This is a genomic window from Bacillus sp. JJ634, from assembly GCF_036962285.1.
In the GTDB taxonomy this organism is placed as follows: Bacteria; Bacillota; Bacilli; order Bacillales; family DSM-1321; genus Peribacillus; species Peribacillus asahii_A.
This window is the reverse complement of sequence record NZ_JBALMU010000023.1, coordinates 1-23,961: the sequence shown is the minus strand read 5'-3', so window position 1 is coordinate 23,961 and position 23,961 is coordinate 1. Positions and strand designations below refer to the sequence as shown.

General features: G+C 38.9%; 24 protein-coding genes. 13 read left to right on the top strand and 11 right to left on the bottom strand.

The features are described 5' to 3' along the window. Nucleotides 1–82: 82 nt before the first annotated feature. Nucleotides 83–772, bottom strand: a complete 690-nt coding sequence (locus V7068_RS04135) for a Crp/Fnr family transcriptional regulator (protein ID WP_252289245.1) — start codon at nucleotides 770–772, stop codon at nucleotides 83–85. A gap of 220 nt (nucleotides 773–992) precedes the next feature. On the opposite strand from V7068_RS04135, the gene argC reads away from it, so the two are divergent. The 7 genes from argC to argF all read left to right on the top strand — a co-directional run bounded on the left by argC (nucleotide 993) and on the right by argF (nucleotide 10,442). Then, nucleotides 993–2,027, top strand: a complete 1,035-nt coding sequence (argC, locus tag V7068_RS04130) for an N-acetyl-gamma-glutamyl-phosphate reductase (RefSeq protein WP_252289247.1) — start codon at nucleotides 993–995, stop codon at nucleotides 2,025–2,027. An 18-nt stretch (nucleotides 2,028–2,045) separates the two neighbouring features. Next, the gene (gene argJ, locus V7068_RS04125; RefSeq protein WP_499711225.1) at nucleotides 2,046–3,278 is read left to right on the top strand and encodes a bifunctional ornithine acetyltransferase/N-acetylglutamate synthase; all 1,233 of its coding nucleotides are present in this window, start codon (nucleotides 2,046–2,048) and stop codon (nucleotides 3,276–3,278) included. Nucleotides 3,279–3,292: 14 nt separating this feature from the next. Then, nucleotides 3,293–4,066: an acetylglutamate kinase gene (gene argB, locus V7068_RS04120; RefSeq protein WP_252293348.1), complete on the top strand. Its 774-nt coding sequence runs from the start codon at nucleotides 3,293–3,295 to the stop codon at nucleotides 4,064–4,066. Next, complete coding sequence (argD, locus tag V7068_RS04115; RefSeq protein ID WP_252293350.1) at nucleotides 4,063–5,202, top strand: acetylornithine transaminase; 1,140 nt, start codon at nucleotides 4,063–4,065, stop codon at nucleotides 5,200–5,202. The genes argB and argD overlap by 4 nt, the downstream gene beginning before the upstream one ends. Before the next feature lie 92 nt (nucleotides 5,203–5,294). Beyond that, complete coding sequence (locus tag V7068_RS04110; protein WP_499711223.1) at nucleotides 5,295–6,377, top strand: carbamoyl phosphate synthase small subunit; 1,083 nt, start codon at nucleotides 5,295–5,297, stop codon at nucleotides 6,375–6,377. Continuing rightward, nucleotides 6,370–9,483 (top strand): carbamoyl-phosphate synthase (glutamine-hydrolyzing) large subunit, encoded by a 3,114-nt coding sequence (gene carB, locus V7068_RS04105; RefSeq protein ID WP_499711222.1) that lies wholly within the window; start codon nucleotides 6,370–6,372, stop codon nucleotides 9,481–9,483. Before V7068_RS04110 ends, carB begins: the two co-directional genes overlap by 8 nt. Further along, nucleotides 9,480–10,442, top strand: a complete 963-nt coding sequence (argF, locus tag V7068_RS04100) for an ornithine carbamoyltransferase (protein ID WP_499711221.1) — start codon at nucleotides 9,480–9,482, stop codon at nucleotides 10,440–10,442. The genes carB and argF overlap by 4 nt, the downstream gene beginning before the upstream one ends. Before the next feature lie 122 nt (nucleotides 10,443–10,564). On the opposite strand, the gene V7068_RS04095 is transcribed toward argF, so the two are convergent. Beyond that, nucleotides 10,565–10,951: an MFS transporter permease gene (locus V7068_RS04095; protein ID WP_499711220.1), complete on the bottom strand. Its 387-nt coding sequence runs from the start codon at nucleotides 10,949–10,951 to the stop codon at nucleotides 10,565–10,567. 132 nt (nucleotides 10,952–11,083) lie between these two features. On the opposite strand from V7068_RS04095, the gene V7068_RS04090 reads away from it, so the two are divergent. Further along, nucleotides 11,084–11,671 (top strand): TetR/AcrR family transcriptional regulator, encoded by a 588-nt coding sequence (locus tag V7068_RS04090; RefSeq protein WP_499711219.1) that lies wholly within the window; start codon nucleotides 11,084–11,086, stop codon nucleotides 11,669–11,671. A gap of 70 nt (nucleotides 11,672–11,741) precedes the next feature. On the opposite strand, the gene V7068_RS04085 is transcribed toward V7068_RS04090, so the two are convergent. Continuing rightward, nucleotides 11,742–11,900: a hypothetical protein gene (locus V7068_RS04085; protein ID WP_164853129.1), complete on the bottom strand. Its 159-nt coding sequence runs from the start codon at nucleotides 11,898–11,900 to the stop codon at nucleotides 11,742–11,744. 246 nt (nucleotides 11,901–12,146) lie between these two features. On the opposite strand from V7068_RS04085, the gene V7068_RS04080 reads away from it, so the two are divergent. Next, complete coding sequence (locus V7068_RS04080; RefSeq protein ID WP_499711218.1) at nucleotides 12,147–12,593, top strand: DNA mismatch repair protein; 447 nt, start codon at nucleotides 12,147–12,149, stop codon at nucleotides 12,591–12,593. Between the two features lie 106 nt (nucleotides 12,594–12,699). Here the strand turns inward: V7068_RS04080 and V7068_RS04075 are convergent, their stop codons facing one another. Both V7068_RS04075 and V7068_RS04070 read right to left on the bottom strand, forming a co-directional pair. Then, nucleotides 12,700–12,912 carry a hypothetical protein gene (locus V7068_RS04075; protein WP_499711217.1) on the bottom strand — a complete coding sequence of 71 codons (213 nt, stop codon included), beginning with the start codon at nucleotides 12,910–12,912 and terminating at the stop codon, nucleotides 12,700–12,702. Between the two features lie 159 nt (nucleotides 12,913–13,071). After that, nucleotides 13,072–13,455 carry an SET domain-containing protein gene (locus V7068_RS04070; RefSeq protein ID WP_252289272.1) on the bottom strand — a complete coding sequence of 128 codons (384 nt, stop codon included), beginning with the start codon at nucleotides 13,453–13,455 and terminating at the stop codon, nucleotides 13,072–13,074. Nucleotides 13,456–13,705: 250 nt separating this feature from the next. Here V7068_RS04070 and V7068_RS04065 point away from each other — a divergent pair, with 250 nt between their 5' ends. The 3 genes from V7068_RS04065 (at nucleotide 13,706) to V7068_RS04055 (ending at nucleotide 16,014) form a co-directional block, all read left to right on the top strand. Beyond that, a complete protein-coding gene (locus tag V7068_RS04065; protein ID WP_499711216.1) occupies nucleotides 13,706–14,467 on the top strand; it encodes a YqjF family protein in 762 nt (253 codons plus the stop codon). 78 nt (nucleotides 14,468–14,545) lie between these two features. Continuing rightward, a complete protein-coding gene (locus V7068_RS04060) occupies nucleotides 14,546–15,406 on the top strand; it encodes an amidohydrolase family protein (protein ID WP_499711215.1) in 861 nt (286 codons plus the stop codon). Nucleotides 15,407–15,450: 44 nt separating this feature from the next. Next, nucleotides 15,451–16,014, top strand: a complete 564-nt coding sequence (locus V7068_RS04055) for a sugar O-acetyltransferase (protein ID WP_499711214.1) — start codon at nucleotides 15,451–15,453, stop codon at nucleotides 16,012–16,014. Nucleotides 16,015–16,100: 86 nt separating this feature from the next. On the opposite strand, the gene V7068_RS04050 is transcribed toward V7068_RS04055, so the two are convergent. Next, nucleotides 16,101–17,018, bottom strand: a complete 918-nt coding sequence (locus tag V7068_RS04050) for a DMT family transporter (RefSeq protein WP_499711212.1) — start codon at nucleotides 17,016–17,018, stop codon at nucleotides 16,101–16,103. A gap of 202 nt (nucleotides 17,019–17,220) precedes the next feature. Here V7068_RS04050 and V7068_RS04045 point away from each other — a divergent pair, with 202 nt between their 5' ends. Then, on the top strand, nucleotides 17,221–17,367 hold the full coding sequence (locus V7068_RS04045; protein WP_499711211.1) for a hypothetical protein: 147 nt from the start codon (nucleotides 17,221–17,223) through the stop codon (nucleotides 17,365–17,367). Between the two features lie 71 nt (nucleotides 17,368–17,438). Here V7068_RS04045 and V7068_RS04040 read toward each other — a convergent pair whose 3' ends face one another. The 5 genes from V7068_RS04040 to V7068_RS04020 form a co-directional block, all read right to left on the bottom strand. After that, nucleotides 17,439–18,701 carry an MFS transporter gene (locus V7068_RS04040; RefSeq protein WP_499711209.1) on the bottom strand — a complete coding sequence of 421 codons (1,263 nt, stop codon included), beginning with the start codon at nucleotides 18,699–18,701 and terminating at the stop codon, nucleotides 17,439–17,441. 261 nt (nucleotides 18,702–18,962) lie between these two features. Next, nucleotides 18,963–20,354 (bottom strand): sensor histidine kinase, encoded by a 1,392-nt coding sequence (locus V7068_RS04035; RefSeq protein WP_499711208.1) that lies wholly within the window; start codon nucleotides 20,352–20,354, stop codon nucleotides 18,963–18,965. After that, a complete protein-coding gene (locus tag V7068_RS04030; protein WP_499711207.1) occupies nucleotides 20,351–21,022 on the bottom strand; it encodes a response regulator transcription factor in 672 nt (223 codons plus the stop codon). The genes V7068_RS04035 and V7068_RS04030 overlap by 4 nt, the downstream gene beginning before the upstream one ends. 53 nt (nucleotides 21,023–21,075) lie before the next feature. Then, nucleotides 21,076–23,196, bottom strand: coding sequence for an MMPL family transporter (locus V7068_RS04025; RefSeq protein WP_499711206.1), 2,121 nt, complete (start codon nucleotides 23,194–23,196; stop codon nucleotides 21,076–21,078). A gap of 289 nt (nucleotides 23,197–23,485) precedes the next feature. Then, nucleotides 23,486–23,764 carry a hypothetical protein gene (locus tag V7068_RS04020; protein ID WP_499711205.1) on the bottom strand — a complete coding sequence of 93 codons (279 nt, stop codon included), beginning with the start codon at nucleotides 23,762–23,764 and terminating at the stop codon, nucleotides 23,486–23,488. Nucleotides 23,765–23,961 lie beyond the last annotated feature (197 nt).

The following is a 23,961-nucleotide window of genomic DNA, read 5'->3' as shown; positions in this document are numbered from 1 at the left end:
GATTATGGATGTAGTTCTTCTCGAAACTGCGTATATACTTTAATCCGATATCTATGAAAAAAGTCGGTTATTTAAACCGACTTTAATCAATTCTACAAATATCAATTGGACAGTTTTCACAGTCAATTTCAGTACGTAAAAAGTCTACATTGTGAATTGTAATAAATCCTTTGTCCAGTGAGATTACATTCTGTTTGCGTAAATCCGCTAACATCCGATTAATGACCTCACGGGATGTGCCGCAAAAGTTTGCAAGCTCTTGATTGGTAAAGGCCATTGTAATGATTGTGCCATTCTCCGTTTCAACGCCGTAGCTATTCATGATTCGAATTAATGTGGAGTATAAAGCTCCTTTTTTGCCATGCAAGAGTAGGTCTCGAAACATCGTTTGAGTTTTGCGGTGTTGAGCGGATAACCAGGAGAGACAATCAATAGCGAGTTTGCTATTTTTGTAAATTTGTTGTTCGAACTGTTCTTTATTAATGGCGATTACTTCTCCACTTTCAATCATTTTAGCATTCATCATATGTTTAGGTAATTCAGAGAAAAGGATTGTTTCACCAATTAATTCATTACCCGAGCATAGTCGCAATGTTAGTTCACGTCCATCAGGGACGATTTTGCTAATTTGAACTTTCCCATTTAAAATATAGAATAATTCATTTGAGGGCGTACTTTCTTGAAAAAGATAGCGTCCTTTTTCTATATATTTTACAGGGTAATTTTCAAGAACTAGTTCATTTAATTGTTGAGTAAAGGAAGGATATCCCATACGAAACCACCTTTATACTGCCTGCTTTACTATTCCTACCATTGATTTAAGCGGAAAAAGGGTACATAGTCAACTATCTGTTACAATTTCTTCATTAAATTTATGTATTCAAAATCATTTATACAATTTTATAAAAATACATTTGATTTTATTTTTATTCAGTCATATAATAATAGAATCAAAGAATGACAGGGATTTATGAGTATAGGAGTTGGTCTTTTTGAACGTGTCAATAGTAGGCGCCACTGGATACGGTGGTCTAGAGTTAATCCGGTTTTTAGGGAACCATCCTCATTTGGAAATTGCTTCATTGCATACTTCTTCCCAATTTGGCCGAAATATATATGAAGAGAATGCACATTTAATGCATATGAATTATAAATTAGAAGAGATTGACGCCGAAGCGATTGCTAAAAAATCAGATATTGTATTTCTAGCAACTCCTTCTGGTGTATCGTCTAAATTAATTTCCGAATTTTGCGATTTGGATATAAAAGTAATCGATTTATCCGGTGATTTGAGGTTACAAACACCAGGAGAATATGCACAATGGTACAAGAAAGAACCGGCACCACAGCATATAATTGAAAAGTCAGTATATGGCTTGGCTGAATGGAATAAAGAACAAATCGAGCAGGCAGATATCATTGCGAATCCAGGTTGTTATCCAACGGCAACACTTTTAGGCTTAGCCCCTTTATTCACAGAAGGCTGGGCGACGGGTGAAGATGTAATTGTTGATGCTAAGTCCGGCGTATCCGGTGCTGGGAAGTCGCCAACAGCGGTAACACATTACAGCGAAATGAATGAGAATTTTAAAATTTATAAAGTAAATCAACATCAGCATATTCCGGAAGTCGAGCAGCAGCTTGGGCGTTGGTTTGCGGATATAAAGCCGATTACATTTAATACGCATCTTGTGCCAATGACGCGAGGAATTATGGCAACGATGTATGTGAAAGTGAATCGACAAACAACGAAAGCAGAAGTGAGAGACCTATTTGAAACGGTGTATGCAAATCATCCATTCGTACGAATCCAGCCGTTAGGTCAATTCCCTTCAACGAAACAAGTATACGGCTCTAATTTCTGTGATATTGGTGTCGATTATGATGAGAGAACCGGCAGAGTGACGATTGTCTCTGTAATCGATAATTTAGTAAAAGGTGCTGCAGGTCAGGCCATTCAAAATGCAAATATTTTAATGGGATTAAAAGAAACAGCGGGATTATGGAGTGCTCCATTATATCCGTAATAATTTCGGAGGCAAACAATGAAAACATTACAACCAGTTGAAGTAGTAAAACAAGTAAATGAAGGAAATATTTTAACGCCTAAAGGGTTTAAAGCGGACGGTGCTCATGCGGGATTACGTTATGAGAAGAAGGATGTCGGTGTGATTTATACAGAAACACCAGCTTCAAGCGCAGCTGTGTATACAAAAAATATTGTTCAAGCAGCTCCAATTGCGGTAACGAAAGATAGTATTTCTCAAGAAGGAAAGCTTCATGGAATTATCGTAAACAGTGCTTGTGCCAATGCTTGTACTGGAGAGCAAGGGTTAAAGGATGCTTATGAAATGAGAAAGCTTGCAGCTGAAAAATTTGGTGTATCTGAGCATTTATTTGCAGTTGCTTCAACTGGAGTTATTGGTGAATTATTAGATATGGAGAAAATAGCGAACGGCATTCAAGCGTTGAATCCAACAACGGAGCGCGTATCAGCAGAGAGCTTTGAAACAGCTATTTTAACAACGGACTTAGTATCGAAGCATTGCGGATATGAGGCAATCATTGATGGCAAAAAAGTATCGATGGGCGGAGCGGCTAAAGGATCGGGAATGATTCATCCGAATATGGCTACAATGCTAGGGTTCATTACAACGGATGCGGTGATTGAATCAGCAGATTTACATGCAGCGTTACGAGAAGTAACGAACGATACATTCAATCAAATTACAGTCGACGGTGATTGTTCAACAAATGATATGGTTCTTGTTTTAGCTAATGGAGAGGCTGGAAATGAGCCATTATCGAGCACACATCCTGAATGGCCTGTATTTATCGAAATGTTAAAACAAACGGCGGAAACATTAGCGAAGAAGATTGCTAAAGACGGTGAAGGTGCGACAAAGTTAATCGAAGTAAACGTTCATGGAATGAAAACGAAACCGGAAGCACAAATGATGGGAAAAACGATTGTTGGTTCGAATTTAGTGAAGACGGCTGCTTACGGTGCTGATGCAAACTGGGGTCGAATTATTGCGGCTATGGGACGCAGCGGTGTGACATTTAATCCAAGTGAAGCAACGATTGCTTTTGGCGACATTGTTGTGCTAAAAGACGGGGAACCAGTTGTATTTTCAGAAGAAGAGGCAAAAGTGTATCTAGAGCAAGATAGTTTTACGATTAATGTGTATTTAAAAGAAGGAACAGCATCAGGAACGGCATGGGGCTGTGACTTAACATATGAATATGTGAAAATTAATGGAAGTTATCGATCATAAGGAGTGTCTGAAGAATGAGCGTGTTGGTCATAAAATGCGGCGGAAGCATTATTGATGAGTTATCGGAATCTTTTTTTACAAGTGTAAAAAAACTACAAAGTGAAGGGTATCAAATTGTCTTTGTTCATGGTGGTGGACCAGATATTAATTCGATGCTTGAAAAGTGTGAGATTGAACCAGTTTTCGAAAAAGGCTTGCGAAAAACAACGGATGAAGTATTAGAAATCGTTGAGCTTATGCTAGCTGGTAAGTCTAATAGAATACTCGTTCATAAACTTGAACAGCATGGAATTAAGGCGGTCGGCTTAAATGGTTCTGATGCAGGAATGCTGACTGGCAACTTTATTGATCAAGCCGCTCTAGGCGCTGTAGGAGAAATTGAACACGTAAATCCAGAATTAATGGAAATGCTATTTGAAAAAGGATTTTGCCCAGTCGTAACACCGATTTCAACAACAACAAGCGGACAAAAGCTAAATGTCAATGCAGATATGGCCGCTGGTGCAGTAGCTAAGGCATTAAATGCTGAGATGTGTTTATTCGTAACAGACGTAAAAGGCGTTCTGAAAGATGGGCAAGTTATCGAAGAGTTAACAGAAGATGAAACGAATGCTTTAATCGAGGATGGAAGTATTTATGGCGGGATGATTCCGAAAGTAAATACAGCATTATCGGTTTTAAATAAAGGAATTAAAGAAGTGATGATTGTGAGCGGGAAAGAAGCTTTCTATGAACACAATCAATTCATTGGAACGAAATTTAGTCAAAAAGAGAGGGTACAAAAGTGAGCTCATTATTTCCAACTTATGCAAGATGGGGGATTGAACCAGAAAAGGCAAAAGGTTCTTGGTTGATCAGTACAGAAGGAACACAATATTTAGATTTTACATCCGGAATCGCCGTTTTAAACCTTGGCCATGGTCATGAAAAAGTAAAAAGTGCTGTAGCGAATCAATTGGAGAAATATTGGCATGTTTCCAATATGTTTAAAAGCTCTGCACAAGAACGTACAGCAAAAGTGTTAACAGATGTAACGGGACTTGGACGTGTATTCTTTTCAAACAGCGGAGCAGAAGCAAATGAAGGAGCGATTAAACTAGCTCGTAAAGCGACAGGCAAATCAAAAGTAGTCACTTGCTTGCAGTCTTTCCACGGACGCACCTTTGCCACAATGGCTGCGACAGGACAGGAGAAGGTTCGAGTAGGTTTTGGTGAAATGTTATCAACATTTGACTATGTTCCTTACAATGATTGCGAAGCATTAGCGAAGGCTGTGGACAGTGAAACAGCGGCTGTTATGCTTGAAGTCGTTCAAGGTGAAGGCGGTATCCACGTTGTAGAGCAAGCATTTTTAGATGCTATTAAAGAACAATGTGAAAAGCATGGAGCCCTTCTCATTATTGATGAAATTCAAACAGGAATCGGCCGAACTGGAAAACCGTTTGCATTCCAACATTTCGATGTGAAGCCTGATATTATCACAGCAGCAAAAGGACTAGGGAATGGTCTTCCAATTGGAGCGGTAATCGGAAAAGAAGAGTTGGCGGAATACTTTGGACCAGGTAGCCACGGTTCCACATTTGGTGGAAATCCAGTTTGTATCGCTGCTGCAGAAGCTGTAGTAAATGAAATTTTCACACTAGAATTTTTACAAGAAACGAATGAGAAAGCACACTATTTAATGAGTGAGTTAACAAAAAGACTGCAAGGCAACAAGCAAGTAGTGGAAGTACGCGGACTTGGAATGCTTATTGGCATTGAGTTAACACACGAAGCACAGTCTACGTTAGAAGCATTGCAGCAAGACGGATTGCTTGTGTTGACTGCGGGACCTAATGTTCTTCGCTTATTGCCAGCTTTAACAGTAAGCAAAGAAGAGATCGATTTAGCTGTAGAGAAAATCAGCAAAGTATTGTCAGTATAAGAAACATTCAAAATTATATGAATTTTTATAGATAAAAATGAATAAAAATGCTATTCTGTATATAAATATGCATCATCTATAGAGGTGAAAAGATGAAAAACTATCTTCATTTAGCAAATGGCTCCACCTTTGAAGGTGAGTTACTAACAAAATCTAATACAAAAGCAATCACAGGTGAGATTGTCTTTTTTACAGGTATGACAGGTTATCAAGAAGTATTAACTGATCCTTCTTATAAGGATCAAATTATTGTATTTACGTACCCATTAGTCGGAAACTATGGGATTAATGAATATGATTTTGAAAGCAAAAAGCCGCATGTGGCAGGAGTTATTGTATACGAAGGCAATATGCATCACTCTCATTATCAGGCGGAGTATTCATTGAAAGAGTACTTAGATAAATGGAATATTCCACTTCTAAGTCATGTGGATACAAGAGCGGTCGTTAAAAATATTCGTAAAGAAGGATCGATGGAAGCAGCCATCACCTCTGAAGCAGAGTATACATTTGAGTCATGTACAACAGACCTTGATGCATATGTAGCAGAAGTATCAACAAAAGAAATCGTTAGCTATGGAAATGGCGAAAAGCATGTGGTCATGATGGACTTCGGCTATAAAAAATCAATTTTAGATTCATTGCTTAATCAAGGCTGCCGCGTGACGGTTGTTCCGTTTGATACAACATATGAACAAGTAAAAGGGTTAAACCCAGACGGTATTTTATTATCGAATGGCCCTGGAGATCCTAAACAGTTAACTCACTTACTAGGGAATATTAAAAAAGTGATTTCGAGCTATCCAACATTGGGAATTTGTCTCGGTCATCAATTAGCATCCTTAGCTTTTGGCGGAGATACGAAGAAAATGCTATTCGGACATCGTGGTGCGAATCAACCGGTTGTAGATTTACAAACGAACCGAGTGTACATGAGTTCACAAAATCATAGCTATGAAGTGGATGAAGTGAGCCTTGAGGAAACATCGCTGCAAGTTCGTTTTAAAAATGTAAACGACGGAACGGTAGAAGGCGTTATGCATAAAGAACTTCCAATCTTTACGACTCAATTCCATCCAGAAGCAAACCCAGGACCGGCTGAAAGCTCTGTACATTTTAATGAGTTTTTGCAACTAATCAATGAATATAGCGGGAGAGAGAAAGTATATGCCTAAAGACAACACGATACAAACGATTTTAGTCATCGGTTCAGGGCCAATTGTCATTGGGCAAGCTGCAGAATTTGATTATGCAGGTACTCAAGCTTGTCTAGCCCTGAAAGAAGAAGGATACAAAGTTATTCTTGTTAATAATAATCCAGCAACAATTATGACAGATGAAATTAATGCAGATGCTGTTTATTTCGAGCCACTGACAGTTGACACATTAGAGAAGATTATCGCAAAGGAAAAGCCGGACGGTCTGCTTGCGACACTCGGTGGTCAAACAGGTTTGAATTTAGCTTACCAATTAGATGAAGCGGGCATTTTAGAAAAATATAATGTGAGATTACTTGGAACGCCGATTGATTCTATCAAAAAAGGGGAAGACCGTGAATTATTCCGTCAATTGATGTTTGAAATCAATGAGCCTGTTCCAGATAGCACGATTGTTCACACGATGGAAGAAGCGATTGCTTTTGCTGAAGAAATTGGCTTTCCGATTATCGTTCGTCCTGCTTATACACTTGGCGGGTCAGGCGGCGGAATTGCTGACAATATGGATGCATTTAAAGAGCTTGTTCGCGGCGGTTTACAAGAAAGCCCAATTACGCAATGTTTAATTGAAAAAAGCATTGCTGGATATAAAGAAGTAGAATACGAAGTAATGCGTGATGGAAACAATACATGTATTACAATTTGTAATATGGAAAACATCGACCCTGTCGGTATTCATACAGGAGATTCGATTGTTGTGGCACCTTCGCAAACTCTTTCGGATGATGAGTTCCAAATGTTGCGATCGGCTTCTATTAAAATTATTTCGGCTCTTGGGATTATCGGCGGCTGTAACATTCAGTTTGCGCTTGATCCAAACAGCAAACAATATTATTTAATCGAAGTGAATCCACGAGTTAGCCGTTCGTCAGCACTTGCTTCTAAAGCGACAGGCTATCCAATTGCTAGAATCGCAGCAAAACTTGCGGTAGGCTATAACTTAAATGAGTTAATCAACCCAGTTACAAAGAGCACGTACTCAAGCTTTGAGCCAGCTCTTGATTATGTCGCTGTGAAATTCCCGCGCTGGCCGTTTGATAAATTTGTAACAGCAGAGCGTAAACTAGGTACTCAAATGAAAGCAACTGGAGAAGTTATGGCATTGCATCGTAACTTTGAAGGCGGCGTTCAAAAGGCAGTTGATTCTCTAGAGTTAAAAACATTAGGTCTACAATTGAAATCCCTTGCTGATGTACCAGTATCAGAGCTATGGGAAAAACTCGCTGAGAAATCAGACGAACGAATTTTTGTTATTTTTGAGATGCTTAGAAAAGGTGTCACAATGGAAGAAATTCATGAAGCAACGAAGATTGATTATTTCTTCTTACACTCCTTTGCATCGTTAATTGCAACTGAAAAACAAATTAGCGCTCAGTCACTGCAAGATGTGACGAAGGCTGAGATGCAAGTGTATAAAGAAAAAGGGTTCTCTGACCGTTACCTTGCCTCTGTATGGAATATGTCCGAACAAGAAGTGAGAGCGTATCGTAAAGAACTTGGTGTAACAGCCGTTTATAAAACAGTTGATACATGTGCAGCGGAATTTGAATCACATACCAATTATCATTATTCCACTTATTTCGGTGAAAACGAACAAGTAAAAACCGATAAGAAGAAGGTATTAATGATCGGCAGCGGTCCAATTCGTATTGGGCAAGGAATTGAATTCGATTATTGTTCGGTTCATGGGGTATATGCACTTCAAAGTGAAGATGTTGAAACAATTATGATTAATAACAACCCTGAAACAGTAAGTACGGACTTTGCTACAGCAGATCGTTTATACTTTGAGCCTTTAACGCTGGAATATGTCATGAATGTCATTGAAGCAGAAGGTATTGAAGATGTTATTGTTCAATTCGGCGGTCAAACCGCAATTAATTTAGCTCAAGGGCTTGAAGAATACGGCGTGAACCTGCTTGGTACATCGTTTGATACGTTGGATCAATTAGAAGACCGCGATCGTTTCTATCAATTGCTTCAAAAGCTGGATATTCCTCACGTTCCTGGTACGATGGCCAAAAACGTTGATGAATTAATTGAAAGTGCCCTAGAAATTGGTTTCCCAGTTTTATTAAGACCATCTTACGTAATCGGTGGTCAGGGAATGGAAATCATTCGTTCAAAAGAAAGCTTATTGAATCGCATTGAGAACGGTGTGGCTCTTGTTTATCCTGTGTTAATTGATTCTTATATTCCTGCGAAAGAAGCGGAAATTGATTTAATTGCAGACGGCTCTGATATTTATGTGCCAATCGTTGCGGAGCATGTAGAAAAAGCCGGTGTCCATTCAGGAGACAGTATGGCGTTCTTACCAGCTCAAACTTTATCACAAGTTACGAAAGAAAAAATGGTCGATTATGCGGAGCGTATCGTGAATGAGCTTAGCTATAATGGGTTAATGAACATTCAGTTTGTGATTGATGGGGAGAAAGTATATGTACTGGAAGTAAATCCACGTGCAAGCCGGACTATTCCAATCATCAGTAAAGTGACAGGTGTTTCATTAGTTCAAGTAGCAACGAAAGTATTGCTTGGTACGTATAAGCTTTCAGATGTATTTGAGAAAATAGGATTAATGGAAGACATTCCGTATTCTGTTGTGAAATATCCAGTATTCTCAACGTTTGCTTTAAGCGGATTGGATTCAAAAGTAGGACCAGAAATGAAGTCCACTGGTGAAGGAATTGCGATTGCTAGCTCGATGCCAGAATCTTTAGCGAAAGTATTCCACGCTCAAAAAGCGAAGCATAAAACAGGTGTATTCCAAGCAGCATCGGCACAATTAAGCCAAGAGCTAATCGATGCGACGGTAAAAGCTGGTCTTACAATTACCGAGACAGACTTTGAAGCATGGATTAAAGAGGAAGATGCTGGAGTCGTATTAGCATACGGATCAACAGAAGAAGATAAAAAGATGCGATTAATGGCAGCGAAATATCGCTTGCTTGCTTTTACTCAAGAAGAAACATACAAAGCGTATCTTCAATCATTAACGAATTTAGACTTTGATGTTACACCACTTCAAGAATGGCTGAAAAAGGAAGGGGTATCACACGTATGAACACGCTAGAAATTAATAAAGAAGCAAAAATTATTGATGGCAAAGATTTTTTAGCGATTGCTGATGTATCTTCGTCAACAATTTCTGGGCTATTACAATTAGCACAAGACATTAAGGCGAAATTACAAGCTGATGAAGAATACGCGCCATTAAAAGGGAAAACACTTGGAATGATTTTTGAGAAATCTTCCACACGTACACGGGTTTCTTTCGAAGTAGGGATGCTGCAATTAGGTGGTCATGCTCTATTCTTAAGCAGCAATGACATTCAAATTGGCCGTGGTGAAACGATTTCTGATACAGCAAAAGTTCTTTCACAATATGTAGATGGCATCATGATTCGTACATTTGAACATGAGAAAATTGAAGAGCTAGCTGGTGCAGCCACAATTCCGGTTATTAACGGTCTTACAGATTTGGCTCATCCATGCCAAGTGCTTGCTGACCTGTTAACGATTGTAGAGCTTAAAGGCGAGCTAAAAGGATTAAAAATGAGCTATATTGGGGACGGAAACAATATGGCCCATTCCTTAATGGTCGCTTGTGCAAAAATGGGCATGGACTTCTCAATCGGCTGTCCAGATGGCTATAAACCAGATGAGAAAATCGTTGCTCTTGCTCAAAAAGAAGCAGAAGCAACTGGCTGTCAAATCGTTGTGACAAACTCAGCAGAAGAAGCAATCAAAGATGCAGATATTATCTATTCTGATGTTTGGACTTCTATGGGGCAAGAAAAAGAAAACAGCATTCGCTTAGAAGCATTCAAAGATTATCAAATTAATGCAGAATTAGTGAAACATGCAAAACCAGATTACTTATTCATGCACTGTTTACCAGCACACCGCGAGGAAGAAGTAACAACAGAAGTAATTGATGGACCAAACTCTGTTATCTTCCACCAAGCTGGAAACCGACTTCATGCACAAAAAGCGGTACTTGTTGATTTAATGTCTAAATAAAATAAACTAGAAGCTGCTCATTCGGAGCAGCTTCTTTTTGTGCGACGGAATCTCGCCAAATTGGGTGATAATCTGGCCAATTCATGCAATAATCTCGCCAATTTGCCTCATAATCTCGCCAATTACTCTGATACGCTCTTTACATTTATTTTCTTTGTTATATATCCGAAGAAAGTTGTCATAAATAGGACGCCTACAACCATAATAATTAAGCTGCTCGTTAAATAAGACGGATTCATACTTAATAAAACGTCGTTTCTAAACCAAGATTGGAACGGCAGCCCTAAGCCAAGTAAAACACTAAAGAACAATACTTTAGTCTTCCAGCCTTTCCCTTTCATCTTTTTAATGGAGCTGTTAACGAACAAACGTAACAATCCTAAACCTGTACCAACTGCAAAGAAGATTAGTAAAAACACTTTAACATCTTCATTTAGTATAAACGCTTTGGCAATCATTCCAACAGCGATTAAAAACGTTATCATCATGATCATATTCGACTTTTTCATTTGAATCACCTTCCGTTTGATTGTACGTCATTCAACACAGTGTTGAATGCTATGCTTTTAGTTTATTTTATTGATAGAATGAAGGCAATAAACAAAAAATGTGTAACTGTTCATTAGTACGGAGGAAGTAGCATGAAGTCAATTTACGATGAAATGATTGAAAAGACAAAAGAGAAAATTCAAAAAAGCTTTTTGCAGTTACTAAAGGAAAAGCATTTCATGAAAGTATCTGTTCGAGACATTACAACAGTTGCAGCGATTAACAGGGGAACTTTTTACTTACATTATCAGGACAAATATGATCTTCTTAACCAAATGGAGGAAAACTTACTAGGGGGACTTGAATTACATTTACAGCGTCTAAAACCAGATATCTTGCTGCAACAAGCAGAAAAAGGACAAATTTCTATGCTTGCTGTTGAAGTATTCCGCTATATTCAAATTAATGTAGAACTCTTTCAAGTATTTTTAGGGGAAAATAATCACTTTGGCTTCCATAAACGGCTTAAACAATTTTTCGTTGATCACTTTGGGGAAAAAATGATGCAAAATGAGGCGTTTTTCCGGAACTTGGATATTCCAAATGAGTATTTATCTTCATTTGCTACCTCGGCTTTTTTAGGATTGATTGAGCAATGGCTTCATAATCACTTAGCCGAATCGCCTGAGGAAATGGCCGATATGTATATTCAGATCATCTTTTTTATAAGGAGTTTGTAATTTAGTTGGTTAAATGAGGGCAGTTGAAGGTATTATTCGATATATTAAAAAAATAACCTCAAAGATGAGGTTATTTTTTATTTGCTTGACGTCCGCTTTTTTTCTGGCTTTGTGAACTTGTGTTTCCGATTTGATATTCACTGCCCAATTCAACATCATTTCTTTTATCATGTTTTTCGATTTGCTCTCTCGTTTGATTGCTATTTTGCACACCTTGTTGTTTAGACATTGCTTATTTCATCTCACTTTCAAATAATATCGTTTTTAATATGCTCAAGTATTAGAAAGAAATTCACAACAAATATAATTAATGACAATCTGTGTAAGCAATTTAAAAACGCAGGAAATCAATGGCTTTAAATTAGGTTAGCAGAGGGTGGGATTGTTAAATTTAGTGTCAAACTAATATAAAGGGGAAGTTGACGGATACTAAATATTAAATCTCTTTATCAACTAAGTAAAGTGGGAGAAAATAATGAGTATTGAAATGAAAAAAGAGCATCTCATCCAGTACGGGTTAAAAGTGTTTGAAGAAATTGGAGCTAATGAAATTTGCAGCGTCTGTATTAGAAGTGGAAGTTCCTGCTGTCGGGGATGTGAATTTTTAAAGGATGGGGAAGGTTGTCAGAAGCGGAACATTTCTTGTATCGCATGGTTATGCGGCCTGCAAAAACATTATTTTGAAGAAGTTGGTTTATTGGATGATTGGGAAAAATTGTGGGCGAAAGTTCCAGGTAAATTACACCGTAGGGATGTAACTCCTGATATTGTGAAGGTGAATACTCTGCTCAAAGTTAAACACATTAACAAAAACTCTGGAAAGTTAGTAGCTGATAAATTCAATAATTTTATAGAAAATGGGGGGAATTTAGAGAAATTAGAGGAACGTTTACAACATGATTTTATTATGGGAAAACTATAAACAATCTATTGTTTGTAATGTTTTCATATTAGGATGAAAGGCTGTTGTAACAGCCTTTCTTATTTGTTAAAGATGAAGGAACTCACATGTCGTAAAAAGTAACCAATTATTCGGATGCATACTTAATTATGCCATGTAAATAAATGGAGTATTCTCGCTGTATACATTCTCTTAACTTGATTTTTCCTTCGCTTGCTAATTCTCCAAGCAATTCTTCAATCTTTTTTTCATCTTCTTTTGTAACCTTTGGAATCTCTATTGCAAAAAAATTACCTCGACTGGAATTACGTAAAGCTTTTAATAAATCAACTTTATTCATTGGGTCATCCCCTTTATTTATTTAATTTCGACATAAAGGAGTATTTTCCTTTAAATACTAGTTATTTCTCGAATTTGCCTATTCAGGGGCTTCCTTTAATAAAATTGGATGAACAAATCAAGCGCCTTCTCTTTTTTTACGAGAGAAGGCGCCTGATGTTCAATCTTGTTCTTCATTAAACCATAGAGGATCTTTGTTATCGACATCGCCATTGTAATTAATGAGAATTTCATCCCCTGCTTTTATATCTGTGAACGCATAGTAGTCAAACGTGTGATTGTCAAAATTAATTTCATACGTTGCATTCGGTTCATACGAATGGTTAAAAAGCATTCCATAGCCAAGAAGAATCGCAGTATGATTGATCCCGTACTCAAAAACGTAATCAGCGAGCAGTGTTTGCTCGATATGTTCATGCTGATCGTTAGGGTAAGGAAGGACCGGTGCTTCATGTATAAGCTCGCCTTTCTTTATATCGCGTGTAGCGAATACCCCTCTATTCAATTCTCCATCACTTAGTGGAGAGGTTTTTACTTCAATCATGGATTTCACCTGCTCACTTTTAAAGTTTCTTTCTAACTGTAACATTGTTATCGAAATTAAGTAATGGAAAGTTTAATTATTAACGCCATTATGCTTTATTTTATTTAAAATACTGAGTTTTATTGGGATTCAGAAGAATTTCGATTTTTCATAACAATTATTGCACAAAAGAGAGCAGAAAACTATACGAGCATCTATGGTATACTGAAAGGGAAAAAAATGTAATTTGAAATATGGAGGTACAATAGGCATGGAAGAACACATGAACTTGAAAAAAGCTTCATGGGACGACGGGCATCGTCTATGGCCGCTGCCTAAGTTGCCGTGGATTATGAAGCAGACATGGAACGATCTTTTGTTTGCTCATTATCCGATTGAACTTGAAGTTTTACAAGCGCTAGTACCTAATGTGCTGCCTTTGGATTCTTTTAACGGTATGGGGTGGATTGGTGTTGTTCCGTTTCATATGACAGGTATTCGAATGCGAGGCTTGCCGCCTCTTCCTGGAACGGATCGATTTCCTGAGCTTAACGTTCGGACGTATGTAACCATTGATGGCAAGCCCGGGGTGTACTTCTTTAGTCTGGATGCTGCCAACCAGCTTGCGGTGTGGGGGGCCAAAGCGTTCTACCACTTGCCATATATGTATGCTGATATGACAGTGAAGCGTAACGGGGCTAACATAGGCTATGAAAGCAAGAGGCGAAGTGGCGATGATGTGAAATTTATATGTAGCTATAGGCCAATCTCAGAGCCCTATCACGCAGCTAAAGGCTCTTTCGATGAGTGGATGTCTGAGCGCTATTGCCTTTATACCCTAAACAAAAAGGGGGTACCGCTTCGCTGCGATATTCTGCATCAGCCTTGGTTACTGCAGCACGCAGAGGCGGAGTTTAGTCAGAATACGATGCTATCCAAGCAGGGAATTCAGGTTGAAAGTGACCAGCCTATTTTGCATTTTTCAAAAAAGATAGAGATTCGTATATGGCCTTTAGTTCATGCATCTGACTAACCGTTTGGGATCTCGCTAAGTGAAAAAGGTGCACTCACGAAATCACGTGGATAAAGGAGTTCGAAGGAGCGGATTAAAATGATTGTGGATTGCCATTTTCATGTAGATGAAACGATGTTGACTTTAGAAAAAATGATAGAGGGTATGGATAAAAATAATGTAGCTAAAACAGCGCTAATTGCCCCTATGAACGAAACCATGTTTGAAGTAAATAGCACTTTTCAACATAATATACAACGCTTATTCCGTTCTCTCATACTACATGCCCCTCAAATTGGACTCAAAATTTATGATGGTTTAGTAAAGGATGGCTATTTGAAACTTTACGGAAATTCATACAAGATTTTCACTAAGCCGAATAATGATATGGTTGCTGCTGCCATTGATCGATTTCCAAATCGATTTCTAGGCTGGGTAACAGTAAACCCCATGATTCCCGTATCCATGGAAGAAGTAGAATTATATCTTCATAAACCTAATTTTATTGGAGTAAAGGTGCATCCGTTCATGCATCAATATAGTATTAAGGCACTTGATTCAATTGCGGCCATGTGTGAATCAAAAGGCTTCCCCATGATTATTCATCTATCTTCAGAACGAGACTCTTATAAATATTTACCTGAACATTATCCTAAACTTAAATTGATTTATGCTCACGCCGGTCTTCCCTTTTGGAAAAACCTATGGAAATACGTTAAGGATCAACCCAATGTATTTGTTGATACATCGAGTGATTATCTTAATTCATCTCTTGTAAAGAAAGCTGTGGAGTCTTTAGGGTATCGTAAAGTTCTTTATGGCTGCGACGGGCCATATGGAATGAAAGCATTTAATGAATACGACTATTCGGCAAAGAAGGAATGGATTGATTCACTTCAAATTCCTGATAACGAAAAGGAATATATACTTGGAAAGAACTTTTTAGAATTGATTGGTTAATTCAAAATTAGATCTGCACAATTTGATAAGGAGGTTCTAAAACAATGAAAACGGAAAAAGAGAAAATGTTGAATGGCGAACTTTATCATGCGGCCGATCCAGAATTACTACAAGAAAGAGTGAATGCTAGAAGATTAACTAGATTATATAATCAAACAATCGAAACGGATGACAATAAAAGAACGAAACTATTAAAAGAACTGTTTGGTTCAACTGGGGAAAATCTATATATAGAACCAACATTTCGTTGTGATTATGGTTACAACGTCCATGTTGGAGAGAATTTCTATGCTAATTTTGATTGTGTCTTTTTGGATGTTTGTGAAATTCGGATAGGTGATAACTGTCTGATTGCACCAGGTGTACACATATATACAGCGACGCATCCGCTAGATCCAACTGAAAGAATATCAGGTGCAGAATGTGGACTGCCGGTACATATTGGCCATAATGTCTGGATTGGCGGGAGAGCTGTTATCAATCCTGGAGTTAAAATAGGGAATAATGTCGTGATTGCTTCTGGTGCAGTCGTAACAAAAGATGTGCCAGATAATGTGGTGGCAGGTGGAAATCCTGCAAAAATCATTAAACAAATGGAACGGGGATAAAGAGCTTGAAGAAGTGAACCGGAATCCTAGCCGCGATGTTGCTGCCCCCAATTGTTAGATGGATCTAACAATTGGGGGCTTTTTTATTAGGCCGATACATTTTTATTTTTTCTCTGAAGCATCCACATTTCTAACGTCCCTGAGCCAAGCAATACTCCTGTAACAATAAGTACTAGACCGATGAAATGGGCTGGTACAATTGTTTCATTAAGAAAAATAGCTGCTCCAACTAAGGAAAAAAAGGTATTTAAATTCAAAAATATAGAGGCTTCTGCCGCTCCAACTTGGCCGATGGAGTAATTATAAATCAGATGTCCGATTCCGGTGGCAATCACAGCTGAGAAGAAGAATCCTGCCCAGAAAACAGGCGGAGCAGAAGCGAGTGATGTTAAGCCTTCTGGTTCTTTCCATAAGCTGATGGCGAAAAGAAGAAAAGATCCAATCAGCATCATATAGCCTGTCAAAAGGCGTGGATCCATCGTTTGGGCCGCTTTATTAATCAAAATAAAACTTAACGCCTGTGAAAGAATACAGAGTAAAATCTCCACATCTCCTAGATTAATAGAATGAACTCCATTGCCTCCAGCGAGAACGGTAAAACTAACACCTACACCACCACAAATAAAACCAATTAAACGAATGAATGACGGTTTTTTACGAAAAAATAACATAGATAGAATAACTGTCAAAAGCGGTCCCATACCTAAAATCAATCCGGTATTCGTAGCTGAGGTTTTCGTTAATCCTTCCGCCAAAAAGTAATGGTGTAAAACGACACTTAAAAGAGCTCCTCCAAAAACGTAGAAAAATTCGGATTTTCTAGGAAAACGAATGTGACCAAGGAAGTAAAGGATAAGAAAGACAACCAAGGAAGCTGTAAAGATTCTTAAGGAAGTCATAGTCACAGGATCAGCATGCGCTACTAAAACCTTCAGAATAGATACATTTAGCCCCCAAGAAACCATGATTCCAATAAGCATTAGGTAGATTTTTGAATAGCTCATTACAAACAACCTTTCAAACGTAGTCAATGATTGATTATACAACTTTACCTAAAAATTAACAGCTAAAAAGCTCAATTTTCTATGTTAAGTTTTTGTCGATGTTATATATGACTTGCAGCTCTAGGATTGGTCTAGAGCAATCTTAGAATATTACTGATGAATTGGAAAATGATAATAGTAATGATAAGAGGGAGGTTGCATGATGAAAGATAATGATGAACAAACTAGCGAGGGGCTAAATCAACTATTTGAAATCATTAATGCAAAAGGGGATACAGGGGAATTAAATCAAATAGTAGAAAGGTCCAATACAGATTCCGATACGGAAAAGAGACCTGCGAAATCTTAACAATAGCTCGACAGTTAATCCTCAACTAAAAAAGCTGACAATCGCTATACAAATGATTGTCAGCTTACTGGTTATTTGGTTAAAGCACGCTGTTTATCCAGCTCCAGTTGCTTAGGGAAGGATAGATGTTGAGGCAGTGTAATGGATGCGAAGCTGGCAATAATCCCAAGCAGTCCAGCAATGCCAAATGAAAATAAATGAGTACCGAACACTTCATATCCCCAGCCGCCAAGGAATGAACCTAATGCTGCTCCAATTTGATGTCCGATAAAAAAAGCCCAACCATTTAAGATTCCAAGTAAACGAACTCCATATAAATCACTTAAAATGGCTGTGGACATGGCAATGGATCCCGCCCATACTAATCCGCCAGTAATGGCGACAAAAAAGAGCTGCCAGTTCGTAGTTGCCAAAACTAAACCGAGGAACCCTAGTCCACGCACAAAATAGACTAAAAACAAAATGTTTTTCCGAGGGAAACGGTCAGCAAGCTGTGCTAAAAATAGGGAACTGAATATTGCGACAATTCCGATCATCCCAACACCAAATGAAGCAACCATTGGTTCATAATGATGATCCATCAACATAGGAACTCCGTGGGAACCTAAAAGATTCATTCCGAATCCACATGCGAATAATCCGAGTGTGATTTGCCAATAAGCCCGTGTCCTCACCGCATCTTTCCATGTAATATCTGAAGGCGCCCCCTGCCTTCCTTTATTGCCGGCAGCTCCTGCACCATCCGCCTCTTTAGGAACATCTTCATGCATAATAAAGATGGCTGAAGGAAGAACGATACAAATGAACACTCCGGCGAATATAAGGAGAGTTTGCTGCCAGCCGACAAGGTGGATTAACCACGTTTCAAGGGGTGTCATAACCGCGATGCCAGCCATTCCGCCTGTTGTTAAATAAAACAGTGCTTTCCCTCTTTGGCGAACAAACCACTTACTGACGATAGGCGATAAGGATATATTACTTAAAAAAGCAAGCCCAAGTGAGAGGAAAACACCAAAAGAAAGCAGAAAAGAAATGCTCCCTGTTGAATTAACCGTCCACACAATGGATAAACATACGACGGTTAATCCTGTTAACATTACGAAACGGGTACTAAAGGTTTTCAAAAGCATTCCTGCTAGAGGCATCCCGATTCCATAAACAATCATCCCAATAGCAACGATGATGGAAAGATCGGTTCGAGACAATCCTAAGTCAACCATAACTGGCTCCATAAAAGGTCCAATTCCCATCCGCATTCCCATCGTAAGTAAAACAATGACGGAAGCAGATAAAACAATATACCAACCGTAATAAGGACGTTTGCTGTTATCCATGGTGCATATGTCTATCCTGGTCGTTGAAGAAAGCGAGTAATGTATGCGTTTTCATCATTTCGAATAGCCTCCCGTATTTGAAAAAGTAATTTCCATAATAAGTATAAACTATATCCAGGTTCTTCAGATAATAAAAAGCTTATCGCTCTCCTCATTTATCTTTTTAGAAAAGAAGACTCCTACTTCCATTTTGGGCAGGGTATAGCCAAAAAAGAAGTGGGAGTCTTGTGGTATTCCTGTAAATGGTTCAACGTTCAAAAATTAAGTGGAGGAGTTCGAAGAAGGAAGCAAGATTGTAAACGTCGTTCCTTCACCCACCTTGCTGTCGACCATGATTTCCCCTCCATGTAAGGTGATAATTTGCTTAACGATGGCCAAGCCAAGCCCTGTTCCATCTTTTTTTCGAGCCGAGTCGACACGGTAAAATCGATCGAAAATCTGAGGGAGGGCCTCCTCGGTTATCCCAATTCCTGTATCTTTAAAAATAAGCTTAATGCTAGATTCAGTTTGGGATAGACTAATCCAGATGCTGCCCCTATAAGAGTTATATTTTATCGCATTTGTCAGCAAATTGTCCCAGACGTTAACCATAAGCTCAGGATCAGCTTTGAAACGGACAGGGGGAAGTTTATAGGAGACCTCGATTTCCTTTTCCTCCAGCCGCCATTGATATCTGCGTATCGTTTCTTTGATTTGTTCATCCATTTTGACGTCCGAAAGCTTCATTGGATAGGCTTTTTGGTCAAGAGACGTTAAGAGCAAGAGCTGTTTCGTAAGATTTGAAAGCCGTTTTGATTCATGGTCGATAATTTGTACATATTCGCTGCGTTCATTTTCTGTTAATTCTTGTATCTTTAGAAGTTCGGCATATCCTTGAATATTCATCAGCGGCGACTGAAAATCATGAGATACATTGCTGATGAAGGATTTGCGGGCTTCGTCATTATGCTGCAATTGTCTTTGCATCGTGTTGAAGCTTTCTACCAGCTGGCCAATCTCATCCTTGCGCTCGATTTTTAAAGGGTAATTAAAGTTCTCGCGCGTAATCTCTTTGGTTGCTTCCGTTAACTTTGTAATCGGCCGGATGAGGTGCTTGGCAAACAAGATTACTCCGCTGATGCTGACAACGGTAATTGCGACAAGGAACCCTGCGAGAATCATATGCATATCTGAAAAAAGCAGTTTGTTATTTGGACGCAGGAACAGGCCGTATTGCTGTCCATTCATGGTGATTGGAACGCCGACGGTATTTTTTAAGTCGTTTGAGAAATGCCCCATCAACAGAAGCTCATCGGAAAAATTATTCATTCCATGATAGATTTCTTTTTCTTCAAGCACCTTCATTGCTTCTTTTGGAAGCTCTTTTTTCATAAAAGGCTGGCCGAAATAAGCTTCTTCACCCGATTCATTTACCAGATAAATTTGATAGCCAAGATTGCCCATGGATTGCAAATAGGAATTAAAAGAAGAACTAGATGAATGCATCTTTTCAAGACCTGAGGCGATTTCCTGGGCAATCGCTACATTTTGCTGATCAATTTTTTCCTTCGTAAAAGTCGCGTAGACGAAATTAGCTAATGTAAAACCAATGGTGCTGCTGATAACTAAAATGACAAGTGTTGCAACGATGAATTTCCGATAAAGAGTCTTCATTTCATTTCCTCGAGCTTATAGCCGATTCCGCGTATAGTCTGAATTTCTACCGTTGCTTCATATTTTTTTAAGCGTTCCCGGACGCGGTTGATATGTGTATTAAGCGTTTGTTCGCCGCCTTCATAATCGACTCCCCATGCTTGCTCAACCAATGCAGCACGAGGTGTAACCTTATTCACACGTGAAGCAAGAAGGCTTAGCAGTTCGAACTCTTTTAGGGGGAGAAGGATGGTTTCCTGATTAATCATTACCTCAAAGCTTTTACGGTCAATCATAAGATTTCCAGCTTTGATTACCATATCCATTGCTCGTTCAACGCGTCTTAAAACGACGGCTACACGGAATAGCAATTCTTTCACTTCGAATGGTTTTACAATATAGTCTTCCGAACCAGATAAAAAGCCTTGTTCTTTATCGTCAAGCTGTCCTTTGGCGGTAAGCAGAATGACGGGTATTTGGAAGTCATTTGACAATAGTCTGGTCAACTCGAATCCATCCATCCCAGGCATCATCACATCGACAATGGCTAAATGAACAGTTTGCTCTTCTAAAAAGGCTAATGCTTCTTCGGCATTATTAGCGCGGTATACTTGATAGCCTTCACGGCTTAAATGAATGAATATAAGCTGCTGAATGTAGACATCATCATCTACAACGAGTATTTTCATCTTAATGGGCCTCCTTACAAGTAGAAATACAGAGGGGAGACCCCTCTGTATTCCTATAGACTATTATGAGAGGTCTCCTTATCTTTTTCAAATAACAATATTAATGAAGGAAGAAGCATTCCACGAACAAGGAATGTATCGAGCAGGATGCCTACAGCTACCATGAATCCAAAGACGAACAGGTCGGCAATCGGCATCGTTGTCAAAGCTGCAAATGTAGCGGCCAAAATGACACCAGCTGATGAAATAACCCCGCCGGTATTGCGGATTGCGACTTCGAGAGCTTCTTTAACCTTACGTGTTTTCCTCTCCTCCATGAACCGTGAAACAAGAATAATGTTATAATCGATGCCCAATGCCACAAGGAAGATGAAGGCATAGACTGGTACACGGGTACTGAGTGCATCATAGCCAAACAAGACGTCGACGAGAAAAATCCCAAGACCTAAGGCGGATACATAGGACAGCAAAATCGTCGCCATCATATAAATCGGCATCTTAAACGAGCGGGTAAGAGCGAATAACAGCCCCAAAATTAGAAGGGTTTCCAATAGTACAATCGTAACGATATCGCGGTTATTTACATCACGCTCGTCGACTAACTTGGCAGTAATCCCGCTGTAATAAGCTTCTCCATCTATGGAAAGCTCGTTCAGCATCTCTGGTGTGTTTTCACGCAGGTCCCGCATAAAGTTGATTGCTTCTGTAGAATATGGATTCATTGTCAAGGCTACGCTCATTTTCGCTGCCTTTGAATCCTCGGATTTTGCTGTCAGGCGGACAGAGGCAATTTCCTTAAAGCCTTGAAGCTTTTCGATAACCGCCATTGTATTAGCTTCCGTCATAGCTTTATCGCTGACTATGAGCAGGGTAGATGGTGCAAGCTCTCCTTTATCATATCCCGCTTCGACAATTTCGTAGCCTACACGAGATGGCAGGTCTTCAGGGAATTTTTTCACTGTGTCGAATTCATAATCAAGGTTCAGGACATTAAAAGCGGTTATCACCATGAAGATTGCAACGATTCCACCTGATAAGCCGGGCTTGTTCACAACGAGCTTGGCAATCGGTCCCCAGATACCATGTTTGATTTCTTTTTCTTGTCCGTACTTGGGAACTTTAGGCCAGAATGCTTTTCGGCCGAATAGTGTAAATAACGCAGGTACCAAAGTGATGGAAGCCAGCATGATAAAGAACATAGCCATTCCAAAGATTGGCGCGAAGTTTTGATAATCACGAAAATCGGCGAAGAATAAGATAAGCATCGCAGCGAGCACAGTTCCTCCTGCAAACAATACAGGTTCTCCAGTGGCACGCATCGCATATTTCATCGCTTCGTATTTGCTTTCATAACGGTTAAGCTCCTCGCGGTAGCGGGAGAAAACAAACAAGGAGTAATCAATTACGGCTGCGAACAATAAGATGCTCATGATGGAGGTCGTTGAGTTATTAATCTCAAGTCCGCCAGCCCCCATTAAAGCCGCACTTTGATTCACAACTTGGTAAACGATAACCGTTGCAAACAGTGGTATGAAGGCAAGTAATGGTGAGCGGTAGATGACGATAAGCAATACTAAAATAATGACAATTGTTGCAAGCAATAGAACAAAGTCCGCCTGTTCAAACAGTTTAATAGTATCTCCCGCAATTCCTGCCGGGCCAGTTATATAAAAGTTAGTGCTATCGAGCGTTTCGGCAATCTCATTACCAATCTTGGAAACTCGGTCATTGATTTCGGCATATACGTTATTGCCAAGTCCAGCTTCCAGTACCATTGGCACAATGATAGTTTTTCCGTCTTCAGAGATAAAGCCCTCTAGCGCTTGCGGGGCCAGTTTGCTGATATCGACGATTGATTCAATTTCTTTAATATCTTCAGCTAGAATCCCGTCCAATATCTGTTTAGCTTCTTCGATATTGACATCGCCATTTTCATTATGGAAAACAAGGATTCCGGGTGTGCCTTGATCATTTGGGAATAATTCTTCCGTTTTTTGTTCAGCTATTATGGATTTCGCCTCATCAGGAAGCGACTGGAAATTGGTTACTTTATAGTCGCCAAGCTTTGGACCGGCACTTAAGCCAATCATCAGGACAAGCCAGGCAATTATCGTGATCCACATTCCACGCTTTGTTGAAACCCAGTCTGTAATTGGATATAGCAGTTTTTTCACAATGAAACCTCCTTAAAGTATTCAATTGCCATGATACTGAATGAACATAAATTTAATATCAACTTTTGTTTACAATGTCGGCATGAAAAAGAGGAAGTGTATAATTTTGGGGTTGGTTATGATTATCATGAGGAAGATGACTAAAAAATTAAAGAAGCTATAAAAATAGCTCCTCCGTTCTTTTACTTAGATTATTGTAAATGCTTGGGCGGCGCATTTTTATGTGCTTGATTCTCAAGTTCTGCGAAAATGTCCTCTTGATTTTCGGCCTTATACGGTTTGTTTACTTTCATTTATTTTTCTTTCTAAAATTGATAATAGTAGTTTTTAAAGCAGCGTAATTTCCGATAGCTGCGTAGCCGTAAAACCATCCCATGAAAATGCCAGCAAGTAAATTATGTCGATGACTAATGAAAACGGAAATGATTAAACCAAGGGTTAAGGCTACGGTTGGAACAAATTTTGAAGGAATACGTAAAAAGATTTTTAAAAGTTGAGTAATGATCATTATAACTGGAATAGCTATAACAGCATCCCAAAAATTCGTATGGATTGTTGGGAAATCCATCTTTTCACCTCTTATGAAAAAAGTCTAAATAGATAATTGTTGTTTTCACCAATCTAAAATGATGATTGCACGGTTTTGATAGAAGGAATGTTTTGTTGAACTAACAGGAGGCTTACAATGTATGAATGAACCGCATTTTAATATGCGGTTCAAATTTAGATGATTCTTCAGATTATAAGTCTGAAGAATCATCTAAA